This window comes from Georgenia sp. H159 (assembly GCF_035607575.1).
In the GTDB taxonomy this organism is placed as follows: domain Bacteria; phylum Actinomycetota; class Actinomycetes; order Actinomycetales; family Actinomycetaceae; genus Oceanitalea.
Window position 1 is genome coordinate 92,585 of the sequence record NZ_JAYDZY010000013.1, and the last position, 13,288, is coordinate 105,872.

Genomic DNA, 13,288 nt, shown 5'->3' on the forward strand with positions numbered 1-13,288 from the left:
GGCCACCGGCCCGCGCGCTCGCCGCGTGGATGTCGGTGCCCCCTTGCACAATGTGCCCATGGTGGAGGACGCGCTGGCCGGCTTCTCGGCGCCCACGCGCGCGTGGTTCGGCGGAGCCTTCGCGGAGCCCACGCCGGCGCAGACAGGGGCCTGGGAGGCGATCCGGGCCGGTGACCACGCCCTCGTCGTCGCCCCCACCGGCTCGGGGAAGACGCTGTCCGCCTTCCTCTGGTCGGTCGACCACCTGCTCACCGGCCCCGAGCCGGCACCCGAGCGGCGGGCCCGCGTCGTGTACGTCTCCCCGCTCAAGGCGCTGGCGGCCGACGTCGAGCGCAACCTGCGCTCCCCGCTCGTCGGCATCACCCGCGCCGCGGCCTCCTCCGCGACGCCGCTGCGCGAGGTCACCGTCGGGGTGCGCACCGGGGACACACCCGCCGCGGAGCGCCGTTCCCTCGCCACCCGCCCGCCGGACATCCTCATCACCACGCCGGAGTCCCTCTACCTCGTCCTCACGTCCGCGGCCCGGGAGGGCCTGCGGGGCGTGGAGACCGTCATCGTCGACGAGGTCCACGCCGTCGCGGGGACCAAGCGCGGCGCCCACCTCGCCGTCACGCTCGAGCGGCTCGACGCGCTCCTCCCGCGCCCCGCCCAGCGGGTGGGGCTCTCGGCCACCGTCCGGCCGGTGGAGACGGTCGCCCGCTTCCTCGCCGGCACACGCAGCCCGGCCGACGGCGGTCGCGTCGTGCGCGTGGTCCGCCCGGACATCGCCAAGGAGCTCCAGGTCGACGTCGTCGTCCCGGTCCCCGACCTCGCCGACCTTCCCGACGCCCCCGCCGCGACGCCCGGCGGCGCGGCCCAGGAGCCCGACCTGTCCGGGAGCGCGGCCGGCAGGCTTCCCGGCCCGCGCCGCGCCTCGATCTGGCCGCACGTCGAGGAACGGCTCGTCGACCTCATCACCGCGCACCGCTCGACCATCGTCTTCGCCAACTCCCGCCGCGGGGCCGAGCGGCTCGCCGCACGCGTCAACGAGGTGTGGGACGAGCGCCGCGCAGCCTCCGGGACGGCCCCCTCGGACGGGGACGCCGGCCAGCCGGGAGGCCCACTCGAGGGCGCCGGACGCGTGGAGCCGCCGCGGGACGCGGGGGCCGCGTGGGCGGCCCTGGTCCCCGGCCAGTCGGGCACCGCCACACCGGCGGGGGACGGCGAGCTGGCCCGCGCCCACCACGGCTCGATGAGCAGGGAGGAGCGCACCCGGATCGAGACGGCGCTGAAGTCGGGCGCGCTGCCCGCCGTCATCGCCACCTCCACCCTCGAGCTCGGCATCGACATGGGCGCCGTCGACCTCGTCGTCCAGGTGGGCTCCCCACCGTCGGTGGCCTCGGCGCTCCAGCGGATCGGCCGGGCGGGCCACCAGGTCGGCGCACTGTCCCGGGGAGTGGTGCTGCCGACGCACCGTGGGGACCTCTTGGCCGCGACCGTCACCTCGGTGCGCGCGCAGGAGGGCGCCATCGAGGCGCTCCAGGTCGTGAGCAACCCGCTCGACGTGCTGGCCCAGCAGGTGGTGGCGATGCTCGCCGTGGAGGACTGGTCGGTCGAGGACCTGGCCGCCCTCGTGCGGCGCAGCGCCCCCTTCGAGTCGCTCGGTGACGCCTCGCTGCACGCCGTCCTCGACATGCTCTCCGGCCGCTACCCGAGCGAGGACTTCGCCGAGCTGCGGCCCCGGGTGGTGTGGGACCGCTCGGCGGGCACCCTCAGCGCGCGGCCGGGGGCCCTGCGACTGGCGACGACCAGCGGCGGCACGATCCCCGACCGCGGCCTGTACGGCGTCTTCCTCGCCGCCACCGTCAGCGCGGAGGACTCCGGGTCGGTGACGTCCGCCGGGCGGGGTGGGCGCCGCGTCGGCGAGCTCGACGAGGAGATGGTCTTCGAGTCGCGGGTCGGTGACACCTTCACCCTGGGGTCGAGCACGTGGCGCATCGAGGACATCACCCCCGACCGCGTCCTCGTCTCCCCCGCGCCCGGTCAGCCGGGCCGCCTGCCGTTCTGGAAGGGTGATGCCCCCGGACGCCCGGTCGAGCTCGGACGGGCGCTCGGCGCGTTCGTCCGCACGACCGCGGCCCTGCCGCCCGAGGAGGCCCACGCCCGGCTCGCCGACCAGGGGCTGGACGAGTGGGCCCGGGACAACCTCCTCGGCTACCTCGCCGAGCAGCGCGAGCACGCCCAGCTGAGCGACGACCGCACGATCGTGCTCGAGCGGTTCCGTGACGAGCTCGGCGACTGGCGGCTGGTCATCCACTCCCCGTTCGGCTCCCGGGTCCACACGCCGTGGGCACTCGTCCTCGCCGCCCGCCTCCGTGAGCGCCTCGGCATGGACGTCGCCGCGATGGCCGCCGACGACGGCATCGTGCTGCGGCTGCCGGACGTGGGACCCGAGGGTGGTGAGCTCCCGGTCTCCGCCGAGGACCTCCTCCTCGAGCCGGACGAGGTCACCGGCCAGGTGGTCGAGGCACTCGCCGGGTCCGCGCACTTCGCGGCCCGCTTCCGGGAGGCCGCCGCCCGCGCCCTGCTCCTCCCGCGCCGGCGCCCCGACCGCCGCCAGCCGCTGTGGCAGCAGCGCCACCGGTCCGCCCAGCTGCTTGGTGTCGCCGCGGACCACCCCGACTTCCCGATCGTGCTCGAGGCCGTGCGCGAGTGCCTGCAGGACGACTTCGACACCCCCGCCCTGGCCGGGCTCATGGGGCAGGTCGGGCGGCGGGAGATCCGCGTCCTCGAGGTCGCCACCCCCACCCCGTCGCCCTTCGCGCGCAGCCTCCTGCTGGGGTACGTCGGTCAGTTCCTCTACGACGGCGACGCCCCCGCCGCCGAGCGCCGGGCCGCCGCCCTCACCCTCGACCCGCGCCTGCTCGCCGAGCTCATCGGCCCCGGGGCGAGCGAGCTCGCCGACCTCCTCGACCCGCTCGCGCTCGCCGAGATCGAGGCCGAGGTGTCGCTGCGCCGTCACCCCGCACCGGACGTCGAGGCGCTGGTCGACCTCGTGCGGCGGCTGGGGCCGGCGACGACGGCGGACCTCGCCGTGCGCTGCGACCCTCCCACCAGCGCCGAGGCGTGGCTGGCCGAGCTCGAGGCCGCTCGGCGCGTCATCCGCGTCACCGTGGGCGGCGCGCAGCGCTGGGCGGTGCTCGAGGATGCCGGGCGGCTGCGGGACGCGCTCGGGGTGGCCCTGCCGGTCGGGCTGCCGCAGGACGTGCTGGAGCCCGTCGCCGACCCGCTCGGTGACCTCGTGCGCCGGTACGCGCGGACGCACGGCCCGTTCACCGCGCAGGAGCTGGCCGCCCATCTCGGCGTGGGCACGGCGGCGATCGCCCCCGTGCTGCGCCGGCTCACCGCGGCCGCCACGCTCGTCACCGGGCGACTGCGGCCCGGCGAGGAGCAGGTGGAGCAGTACTGCGACTCCGAGGTGCTGCGTCGCATCCGGCGCCGCACGCTGGCGGTGCTCCGCGCGGAGGTGGAGGCCGTCCCCGCGGTCACGCTCGGTGCCTTCCTCCCGCGCTGGCAGCAGGTGGGCACCGCCGGGGCGGGGACCGCCGCGCTCGCCTCGGTGGTCGACCAGCTGGCGGGCTCCCGGGTGCCGGCGTCGGCACTGGAGGGGCTCGTCCTGCCCTCGCGGGTGACCGACTACCGCCCGGCACTGCTCGACGAGCTGACGACGGCGGGCGAGGTCGTCTGGTGCGGGGCCGGGTCGCTCCCCGGCGTGGACGGCCACCTCGTCCTGGTCCCGGCCGACTCGCCCGAGCTGCTCCCCGCGCCCGCCGAGGTGCCCGACTCCGAGCTGCCGCGGGTGGTGCTCGACGTGCTCGCGGGCGGAGGGCTGTTCTTCCGCGACCTCCTCGTCGAGTGCCGTGCGCAGGGGGCGACCGCCGGCGCGGACGACGTCCTCGAGGCGCTGTGGGAGCTCGTGTGGGCGGGGCACGTGACCAACGACTCCCTGGCTCCTGTCCGCGCCCGGCTCTCCGGCGGGCGTCCGGCTCACCACTCCCCGCGCCGTACTCCACCGCGCGCCCACGGGGCACTGTCCCGCCGCCGCTCCCTCATGGCCGCGGCGGGGTCACGCCCCGGTGGGACGCTGCCACCCGCCGCCGCGGGACGCTGGTCCCTCGTCGCACGCGGCGGCGACACTGCCACGACCGTCCTCGCCCAGGTCGCGGCGCTCCTCGAGCGGCACGGTGTCCTCACCCGCGGCGCGGCCGGCCTGGAGGACCTGCCGGGCGGGTTCGCCACCGTCTACCCGGTCCTCACGCGCCTCGAGGACGCGGGAAAGGTGCGGCGGGGCTACCTCGTGGAGGGGCTGGGTGCCGCCCAGTTCGCGCTGCCGGAGTGCGTCGACCTCCTGCGCGACTCCGCCCGGCGCTCCGAGCAGGCGCCCCTCCTGCTGGCCGCGACGGACCCGGCGAACCCCTACGGTGCCGCGCTGCCCTGGCCCGACCCCACCACCGGGCGTCCACGACGCGCGGCCGGCGCCGTCGTCGTCCTCGTCGGCGGTGAGCTGTGCCTCTACGTCGAGCGTGGCGGACGCACCCTGCTGTCCTTCACCGAGGATCCCTCCCGGCTGGCGGCGGCTGCGCAGGAGCTTGCCGAGGCGGCGGCGCGGGGCCGGCTGGGCCGGGTCACCCTCCACCGGATCGACGGCGAGCCTGCCCTGGGAGCCGCCGGACCAGCCCGCGACGCCCTGGAGGAGGCAGGCTTCTTCGCCACCCCGAGGGGCCTGCGGCTGCGGGAGAACCGGTCTAACGGCCGGGCGGGCGAGCCGACCGGCCGCGCCGCACGGCCAGAGGGGGGTGCGCGTGCCCGAGGGTGACATCGTCCTGCGGGTGGCGCGCCGGCTGGACCTCGCCCTCGCGGGGCAGCGACTGGCACGGGGTGAGCTGCGGTGGGGCGACCTCGGCGACGTCGACCTCGCGGGGAGCACCGTCCTCACCAACCTCCCGGTCGGCAAGCACCTGCTCACCCGCCTCGACGACGGCCGGACGCTGCACACCCACCTGCGCATGGACGGGAGCTGGTGGATCACCCGCGCGGGTGAGGAGCGCGGCGCCGACCGCTCGCACCGCGTGCGTGCCGTGCTGGGCACGGACCGATGGACCTGTATGGGCCGCTCCCTGGGCATGGTGGATCTCGTCCGCACCCGCGACGAGCGACTCGTCGTGGGCCACCTGGGCCCCGACCTCCTCGCCGACGGCGTCGACCTCGAGGAGTGCGGCCGCAGGGTCCGAGCACAGGGCGACCGCCCGATCGGTGCGGTCCTGCTGGACCAGACCGTCGTCGCCGGCATCGGCACGCTCTACCTCGCCGAGTCCCTGTGGGCGCACCGGATCCACCCGCTGCGACCCGCTCACGAGGTCAGCGAGCCCGTCTGCGTGACCGCCCGCGAGCTCATGCTCCGCTCCGCCGACGCGCCGCTGCCGACGGCCACCGGCGAGACCGCGCCCGGACGCACCAGCCACGTCCACGGCCGCGGCCGGCTGCCCTGCCGGCGCTGCGGGACGCCGATCGCCGAGCTCCAGGTCGGACCGCCGGACAAGCTGCGGCCGGCCTTCTTCTGCCCACGGTGTCAGCCCGCGTGAACCGGCGGCGAGGGATCCACGCCGCCGGCAAAGGCGGGACGTCCGGCTGCTCGGCCTGGCATGCTGTGGCGACAGTGGATCGGAGCCGACCATGACGCGAACCTCCCGCCCGGGCGGACGACGGCCACTGCTGGTGGCGGTCCTCCTCGCCGCCCTTCTCGGGCTGCCCCCGACGACGGCCCACGCCGCCACCGTCCCCGACGACGTCACCGAGTGGTTCACCGAGGTCGCCGCAGCAACGGCCACCGCCGTGTGGCCGGGCCCCGACGACGTCGGCTCTCGGGTCTCCGCCGGCGAGCCGCGACCGCTGTACCAGTGGAGCGAGGAGTTCCGCAGCGGTGCCGCGACCGACGAACCCGTCACGGCGGTCGAGGAGTGGATCGCGCCGGTCACCAGCGCCGGCGAGCCCGCGGGCGTCGTCGTGGCGTGGCGGCACGAGGGCGAGATCGCCCTGGCGTACACCGAGGAGGACGCGGCGCTCGCCGCGGCGATCGCCGGGCTTCCGGGGGCGGCGCTGGTCGTGCACGAGCCGGTGATCGGCGCACACTTCGCCGTCGACGACGGCACGGTGAGCACGCTGCGGTCGAGCACGTTCCCGTCCACCGGACCGCTGCCGCTGGCCGACTTCCAGCCGGTGCTCACCGAGCGGGTTGCGGAGATGTCGGTCCCGGACGAGCCCGAGGGCGGCTCGCGTTGGTGGCTGCCTGCCGTGTGGGTCGCGCTCGGAGGGCTGGTGCTCGCCGGCCTGGCGCTCGTGGCAGCTGCCGCGTGGCGGCGCCGGGGACACGCCTAGCCCCGGGGACACGTCAGCCCCCGGCGGGTTGCCGGGGGCCGTGTGGAGCTCGTCAGGCGACGCCGACGAGCTCCTCGCGCAGGGAGGAGACGAGCTCCTCGGGCACGGTGTCGGGGACGAGGACGCCTTCGGCGACGGCGATGCGGTCGGAGACCTTCCGCAGTACGAAGGACATCGGGATGTTGAGGGCGGTGCAGATGGAGGCGAGCAGCTCGGACGATGCTTCCTTCTGCCCCCGCTCGACCTCACTGAGGTAGCCGAGGGAGACACGCGCTGCGGAGGAGACCTCACGCAGCGTCCGGCCCTGGTGCTGACGCACCGTGCGGAGCACATCGCCGATCTCGCGTCGTAGGACGATCACCGGGGCCACCTCCTGTCGCTCGCCGTGCATTGCCATACCGTACCCCGGCGCGGGCGAGGGCGCGGGTCGGGTGGGGCGCCGTCCCACTGGGTGGCGCGTCGGACGCACTGCCGTGCGGCCGAGGGGAGCTGTCGTAGTCATCACTGAGGAGAACGCACGCGCCGGCCGAGTTGTTCCCGGTCGGCGAGGAGCCCCGACAGCAGCGCGAGCGCGGCGGTGACGCTCGCTCGCCGCACGGCCGGCCGCGTGCCCGCCAGGAGCAGCCGGCGCGTCCGCACCTCCTCGGCGAGGGTCACCGCGAGGTACACCGTCCCCGCACCGTGTCCGTCAGCCGGTCCCGGACCCGCGACGCCGGTCGTCCCGACCCCGCAGTCCGCGCCGAGGAGGCGTGCCGCGCCACGCGCGAGCTGTCGGGCGACCTCCGCCTGGACCGGTCCACCGGTGTCGAGGAGCTCGTCGTCCACCCCCAGCACCCGCGCCTTGACGTCGGTCGCGTAGGCGAGGACGCCACCCCGCACGGCCAGGGACGAGCCGGGCACGTCGACCAGCGCCGCACTGAGGAGCCCGCCGGTGAGCGACTCGCCCGTCGCCACCGTGAGGCCGGTCGCCCGCAGGCGTTCCACGACCTCCCGGGCGAGTGTCACGCCGCGCCGCGCGTCGGCGCCCGGGCGATCCGCACGGCCCGCACGACGTAGTCCACGCCGGTGACGACGGTGACGAGCACGGCGAGCAGCATCACCCACCAGGTGCACAGGAGTACGACGTCGGCGGCCGCCTGCGGGAGGAGCGCACCCCACGGGACGAGGTAGCCGGTGATGAAGACGATCTGCAGCACCGTCTTGAGCTTCCCGCCGTTGGAGGCGGCCATGACGGCCCGCCGCACCATGATGAAGCGGAGCAGGGTGATGCCGAGCTCCCGCACGATGATGGTCACCGGCACCCACCACGGGATGGTGCCCTCCGCCCACAGCAGGAGCAGGGCCGCGATGACCAGCGCCTTGTCGGCGATGGGGTCGGCGATCTTGCCGAAGTTCGTCACCAGCCCACGGCTGCGGGCGATGTGTCCGTCGAGCTTGTCGGTCGCGGCCGCGACGAGGAAGACGACGACGGCGCCCACCCGAGCCGCCGTCGAGTCACCGAGCATGAGGACGGCGAAGACCGGCACGAGTGCGACCCGGACCATGGTCAGCACGTTCGCCAGGTTCCACAGCGGGACCTGTGTCGCCCCCTCGTTGTGCGTCGGCATGGGCCCAGCGTACGGCTCACCGTGCCGAGGGCCCACTCGCTGCCAGTACCCTCGGCGCCATGAGACGCCACGCGCAGCCGGCACGACGCAGTGCGCTGCCCCTGGTGCTGCTCGTCCTCGCCGTGCTCACCGCCGCCCTCGTCGTCGCCGCCCTGTGGCGCCCGTGGCAGACCGTGCCGGGGACGGGCGCGAGCGAGGCGCCCACCGTCCCCGCGGTGACGCCGTCGACCGCGGAGCCGACGAGCACCCCGACCGCCGAGGCCCGGCCCGACGCCCGGTTCACGATCATCGGTGGCGGGGACGTGCTGCCGCACACGACGGTCATCAACACGGCCGCGACCGGCAGCGGCTACGACTTCGCACCGATGCTCGCGGCCACCGCCGACTACACGCGCGGCGCCGACCTCGCGCTGTGCAACTTCGAGGTCCCGCTCGCGCCCCCGGGCACCGCGCCGAGCGGCTACCCGATGTTCGGCGCGCCGGAGGAGCTGGTGGCCGACCTCGCGGAGCTCGGCTGGGACGGCTGCTCCACCGGGACCAACCACAGCCTCGACAGGGGGATGGACGGGCTCGTCCACACGCTCGACGTCATGGACGAGGCCGGTCTCGGGCACGTGGGCACGGCCCGCAGCGCGGCCGAGGCGGACAGCCCCCAGTGGTACGAGCTGGAGCGCGCGGGCCAGACCGTGCGGGTGGCGCAGATCGGGGCGACGTACGGCACGAACGGCATCCCCGTGCCCGGCGACAGCCCCTGGGCCGTCGAGCTCATCGACGCCGACCGCCTCGTGCGGATGGCTACCGCGGCGCGCGAGGCGGGCGCCGACCTCGTCGTCGCGAGCATCCACTGCTGCAGCGAGTACAGCGGCACCCCGCACCCCGACCAGGTCGCCCTCGCCGAGACGCTGGCGGACTCGGGTCAGGTGGACCTCGTGCTGGGTCACCACGCGCACGTCCCCCAGCCGATCGACCGGCTCCCGGGCGGGCCCGGCGGGACGGGCATGTGGGTCGCCTACGGCCTGGGCAACTTCATCTCCAACCAGGACGAGCGGTGCTGCGTCGCGCAGACCGCCACGGGCCTGCTCGCCCTGGCGCACGTCGTCAAGCCCGACGGTGAGCCCGCCCGCGTCGAGACGGTGGAGTGGACGGCGGTCACGGTCGACCGGGTCGGCGCCCAGCGCCTCCACGTGCTCTCCGACCTGGTCGCCGGGCAGCGCCCGGAGGGGCTCACCCTCAGCGAGGCGCAGATCGCGAGCCGCTACCAGCAGGTGCTCGACGTCGTCGGCGACGTCGCGGCCGAGCGCACCGAGCCGCCCGAGCCGACCGGTCCCCCGCCGCGGGTCGTGCCCCGCCCCACGGACTGAGCGCACGGGCGGTCTGCGGCGGCAGCCGGCGCTCCCGTCACGTCGGGAGCGCTGGCCCCGCGCTGCGCGCCCGGTCCCCCGGCCCGAGCCGCGGCGCGGCCACGCTCAGCGGCCGGTGAGGTTCCAGGCGTCCTCGTCGGAGGCGACGTCGTCGTCGTAGTACTCCTCGGCGGGCTCGGCGGTCGGCAGCACCGTCGTGGCGTCCACCTCGGCGGCGGCGTCGTAGGGGACGTCACCCCCCGCAGGGGCCGGCGTCTCCTCGCCGCGCAGCATGGCGAGCGTGCCGGGGAGGTCGTCGGGCTGGACGAGGACGTCGCGGGCCTTGGAGCCCTCCGAGGGCCCCACGATCTCGCGGGACTCGAGCAGGTCCATGAGCCGTCCGGCCTTGGCGAAGCCGACCCGCAGCTTGCGCTGGAGCATCGACGTCGAGCCGAACTGGGAGGTGACGACGAGCTCGGCCGCCTGGAGGAGGAGGTCGAGGTCGTCGCCGATGTCCTCGTCGACCTGCTTCTTGGCGGCCGTGACGACGACGTCCTCGCGGTAGCTCGGCTGCAGCTGGCCCTTGACGTGCTCGACGACGGCGTGCATCTCCGACTCGGTGACCCACGCGCCCTGGACGCGCATCGGCTTGGGCGCGCCCATGGGCAGGAACAGCGCGTCGCCCTGGCCGATGAGCTTCTCGGCGCCGGGCTGGTCGAGGACGACGCGGGAGTCGGCGAGGGACGACGTCGCGAACGCGAGCCGGGAGGGCACGTTGGCCTTGATGAGACCGGTGACGACGTCGACGCTGGGGCGCTGCGTGGCCAGGACGAGGTGGATGCCGGCGGCGCGGGCGAGCTGGGTGATGCGCTGCACCGAGGCCTCGACGTCGCGCGGGGCCACCATCATGAGGTCGGCGAGCTCGTCGACGACGACGAGGAGGTAGGGGTAGGTCGAGATCGTGCGCTCGCTGCCCGGCAGCGGCTTGACCTTGCCGGAGCGGACCCCGGCGTTGAAGTCGTCGATGTGCTTGTACCCGAAGGCGGCGAGGTCGTCGTAGCGCGCGTCCATCTCGCGCACCACCCAGTCCAGGGCCTCGGCGGCCTTCTTCGGGTTGGTGATGATCGGGGTGATGAGGTGCGGGATGCCCTCGTAGATGGTCAGCTCCACCCGCTTGGGGTCGACGAGCACCATGCGCACCTCCTCAGGGGTGGCGCGCATCATGATCGAGGTGATCATCGAGTTGACGAAGCTCGACTTACCGGCGCCGGTGGCACCGGCGACGAGCAGGTGCGGCATCTTGGCGAGGTTGGCGACGACGTAGCCGCCCTCGACGTCCTTGCCGACACCGATGACGAGGGGGTGCTCGACCCGACGTGCGGCGGAGGAGCGCAGCACGTCACCCAGGGAGACCGTCTCGCGGTCGGCGTTGGGGATCTCGATGCCGATCGCGGACTTGCCGGGGATCGGCGAGAGGATGCGCACGTCGGCGCTGGCGACGGCGTAGGCGATGTTCTTGCTCAGCGCGGTGACGCGCTCGACCTTCGTGCCGGCTCCCAGCTCGACCTCGTAGCGGGTGACCGTCGGCCCGCGGGAGAAGCCGGTGACCTTGGCGTTGATGTCGAACTGCTCGAGGACGTTGCTCAGGGCCTCGACGACGCGGTCGTTCGCCGCGGAGCGCACCTTGTGCGGCGCGCCCTTGACCAGGACGTCGTCCGCCGGGAGCTCGTAGACGATGTCGGGAGCGAGCTCGAGCTGCTCCGCCCGGGCAGGCAGCGGCTCGGTCGGCGGGGCGTAGAGCTCCTCCGGCTCGGGCTGGGGCTCGGGCTCCGCGGCGGCCGGCTTGCGGCGGCCCTTGCCCTTCCCGGCCGACGGCACCGTGGCGTCGGCCGCGGAGTCGGTCTCGGCGGCCCGGACGAAGGCCTCGTCGGCCTGGTACTCCCCCGGCACGACCTCGGCGGCGGGCTTCTTCGCCCGACGGCGGGGCTTGGGAGGCCGGGCGGCGGCCACCTCGTCCTTGGCCGGGGCGGGGTCGGGACCGTGACCGTCCCGGTGGCCGAGCGCTGCGAGCTTGCGCGGGATGGCGGCCACGGGGGTGGCGGTGATGATGAGGACGGAGAAGAAGCCGAGCAGCGCGAGCACCGGGATGGCGACCCACTCGCTGAGCAGCACGGTGAGCGGCGTCCCGAGCAGCCAGCCGACGATCCCGCCGGCGTCCTGGACGACGGCGAACTCCTGGGTGGGGCTCGGGGTGCCCTGGGCGACGTGGATGATGCCGGTGACGGCGACGACGGCGACCGCGACGCCGATGGTCACGCGGCCGTTGTCGTGTCCGCGCTCGGGGTGGCGCATGAGCCGGATCGCGAGCACGACGAGGAGGACGGGGAGCAGCACGGCGAGGACGCCGACCGCGCCGGCGGTGACGGCGTGGATGACCGAGCCGGCCGCACCGGACAGGGCGAACCACTCCCGGGCGGCGACGACGATCGCCAGCGCGAGCAGCAGCAGGGCCACCCCGTCCTTGCGCAGCGCCGGGTCAAGCCCGCGGGCACCACTTCCCATACGACGCAGCGTCCCTCCGATGATGTGGGCGATCCCGAGCCACGTTCCGCGCACCATCCGCACCGGCCACGGGGATCGTGGTGGCTGCTTCGGGGCGCGACTCGACCGTCCACCGGCGCGCGTCGCCGAGCGAGCGCTCGGCTTGGCTGACCGGGCGGACCGTGCGGGGGAAGTCGTACGGGTCGCCATGAGTGTCCTCCAAGCGGTGCGTCACAGACGCACCTGCGGGTCCACTGAACCACACCACGCCCGTCGATCGCCCGGTGGACACGCGAGCACCGCCCGATTCCCTCAGGCGCCGAGCAGCCCCACGCCGAGCGCGAGGAGCCCCGCGACGAGGAACATCGCGCCGAGGTAGAGCAGCACGACCAGCCGGTTGGGACGCTCCCGGCCCGGGCCGAGGGCCGAGAGGAAGAAGCCCGCGGGCATGAGGATGGCGGCGACGAGGACGCCGGTACGGGCGAGCCACGCCCACCCGCCGGACAGGCCCGTCGCCTCGGTGAGGAGGAGGCAGACGAGGCCGAGGGTGATGAACACGCCGGCGTGGGCGTGGCCGGCACGGAAGAAGGACGTCTGGAACGGGGTCGCGGGGACCGCGCCCGTGACCACGCGGGTCATGAAGTAGCCGCCGGAGGTCACGGTGACCGCCGCGAGCACGGCGACCCCGGCGGTCGTCAGGGCTGCCTGGGACAGGTCGAGCATGAGGGCCTCCATCGATGTCTAACACCGTTATCTAACAGCGTTAGACATGCTCCGTCAAGACCGTAGACTGCCTCTCGTGCCCCGCCCCCTCCCCCACGACGACACCCTGCGCGACCGGCTCGTCGAGCTCGCCTCGCGGACGGTGGCGGAGCACGGCAGCCGCGGCCTGTCCCTGCGGACCGTCGCCGCCGAGGCGGGCACGACGACGGCGGCGATCTACACCCTCTTCGGTGGCCGGGACGGGCTGGTGCGCGCCGTCGTCGACGAGGGGTTCCGGCGCTTCGCGCAGCACCTGGACACCGTGCCCCGCAGCGCCGACCCGCGCGCCGACCTGCTGGCGCTGGGTGTCGCCTACCGCGACAACGCGCTGGCCAACCCGCACTTCTACCGCGTGATGTTCGGCCCCGGAAGCGGGCGCGACCCGGCCGGCGACGTCCCCCCGGCCGTCCGGCCGACGTTCGCTGTCCTGCGTGACGCCGTGGCCCGCCTCCCCCACGTCACCGACGCGGAGGAGCTCGCCCTGCGGCTGTGGGCGCTCGTCCACGGGATGGTCAGCCTCGAGCTGGCCGGCCTGCTCCCGGGGTCCACCGAGGATCACGGGCGCCGGTACGTCCAGGCGCTGCGCGCCTCCCGGCTGAGCCCCGGGTAGCGCCGCGACGAGCG

General features: G+C 75.0%; 10 protein-coding genes. 5 read left to right on the top strand and 5 right to left on the bottom strand.

The genetic code is table 11. The annotated features are described in order from the left end of the window. Positions 1-58 precede the first annotated feature (58 nt). From VR894_RS16290 to VR894_RS16300, 3 genes are all read left to right on the top strand, one after another. Positions 59-4,855: a DEAD/DEAH box helicase gene (locus tag VR894_RS16290; protein WP_324653217.1), complete on the top strand. Its 4,797-nt coding sequence runs from the start codon at positions 59-61 to the stop codon at positions 4,853-4,855. Beyond that, on the top strand, positions 4,842-5,621 hold the full coding sequence (locus VR894_RS16295) for a DNA-formamidopyrimidine glycosylase family protein (protein WP_324653218.1): 780 nt from the start codon (positions 4,842-4,844) through the stop codon (positions 5,619-5,621). The genes VR894_RS16290 and VR894_RS16295 overlap by 14 nt, the downstream gene beginning before the upstream one ends. Positions 5,622-5,712: 91 nt before the next feature. Further along, positions 5,713-6,414, top strand: a complete 702-nt coding sequence (locus VR894_RS16300) for a hypothetical protein (protein WP_324653220.1) — start codon at positions 5,713-5,715, stop codon at positions 6,412-6,414. 52 nt (positions 6,415-6,466) lie between these two features. Here the strand turns inward: VR894_RS16300 and VR894_RS16305 are convergent, their stop codons facing one another. The 3 genes from VR894_RS16305 to pgsA all read right to left on the bottom strand — a co-directional run bounded on the left by VR894_RS16305 (position 6,467) and on the right by pgsA (position 8,021). After that, a complete protein-coding gene (locus VR894_RS16305) occupies positions 6,467-6,805 on the bottom strand; it encodes a helix-turn-helix domain-containing protein (RefSeq protein WP_416380860.1) in 339 nt (112 codons plus the stop codon). A 110-nt stretch (positions 6,806-6,915) separates the two neighbouring features. Continuing rightward, complete coding sequence (locus VR894_RS16310) at positions 6,916-7,419, bottom strand: CinA family protein (protein WP_324653221.1); 504 nt, start codon at positions 7,417-7,419, stop codon at positions 6,916-6,918. Beyond that, complete coding sequence (gene pgsA / locus VR894_RS16315) at positions 7,416-8,021, bottom strand: CDP-diacylglycerol--glycerol-3-phosphate 3-phosphatidyltransferase (RefSeq protein ID WP_324653222.1); 606 nt, start codon at positions 8,019-8,021, stop codon at positions 7,416-7,418. Before pgsA ends, VR894_RS16310 begins: the two co-directional genes overlap by 4 nt. Positions 8,022-8,080: 59 nt before the next feature. On the opposite strand from pgsA, the gene VR894_RS16320 reads away from it, so the two are divergent. Next, complete coding sequence (locus VR894_RS16320) at positions 8,081-9,382, top strand: CapA family protein (protein WP_324653224.1); 1,302 nt, start codon at positions 8,081-8,083, stop codon at positions 9,380-9,382. A 105-nt stretch (positions 9,383-9,487) separates the two neighbouring features. On the opposite strand, the gene VR894_RS16325 is transcribed toward VR894_RS16320, so the two are convergent. Beyond that, the gene (locus tag VR894_RS16325; protein ID WP_416380861.1) at positions 9,488-12,112 is read right to left on the bottom strand and encodes a DNA translocase FtsK; all 2,625 of its coding nucleotides are present in this window, start codon (positions 12,110-12,112) and stop codon (positions 9,488-9,490) included. 102 nt (positions 12,113-12,214) lie between these two features. Continuing rightward, the gene (locus tag VR894_RS16330; protein ID WP_324653228.1) at positions 12,215-12,625 is read right to left on the bottom strand and encodes a hypothetical protein; all 411 of its coding nucleotides are present in this window, start codon (positions 12,623-12,625) and stop codon (positions 12,215-12,217) included. A gap of 76 nt (positions 12,626-12,701) precedes the next feature. On the opposite strand from VR894_RS16330, the gene VR894_RS16335 reads away from it, so the two are divergent. Then, positions 12,702-13,274: a TetR/AcrR family transcriptional regulator gene (locus VR894_RS16335; protein ID WP_324653230.1), complete on the top strand. Its 573-nt coding sequence runs from the start codon at positions 12,702-12,704 to the stop codon at positions 13,272-13,274. Positions 13,275-13,288 lie beyond the last annotated feature (14 nt).

What these genes read in the sequence shown, in the direction of transcription:
- VR894_RS16290 (WP_324653217.1), top strand. Translation starts at nt 59, where the DNA reads ATGGTGGAGGACGCGCTGGCCGGCTTCTCGGCGCCCACGCGCGCGTGG.
- VR894_RS16300 (WP_324653220.1), top strand. Translation starts at nt 5,713, where the DNA reads ATGACGCGAACCTCCCGCCCGGGCGGACGACGGCCACTGCTGGTGGCG.
- VR894_RS16305 (WP_416380860.1), bottom strand. Translation starts at nt 6,805, where the DNA reads ATGCACGGCGAGCGACAGGAGGTGGCCCCGGTGATCGTCCTACGACGC.
- pgsA (WP_324653222.1), bottom strand. Translation starts at nt 8,021, where the DNA reads ATGCCGACGCACAACGAGGGGGCGACACAGGTCCCGCTGTGGAACCTG.
- VR894_RS16320 (WP_324653224.1), top strand. Translation starts at nt 8,081, where the DNA reads ATGAGACGCCACGCGCAGCCGGCACGACGCAGTGCGCTGCCCCTGGTG.
- VR894_RS16325 (WP_416380861.1), bottom strand. Translation starts at nt 12,112, where the DNA reads ATGGCGACCCGTACGACTTCCCCCGCACGGTCCGCCCGGTCAGCCAAG.
- VR894_RS16330 (WP_324653228.1), bottom strand. Translation starts at nt 12,625, where the DNA reads ATGCTCGACCTGTCCCAGGCAGCCCTGACGACCGCCGGGGTCGCCGTG.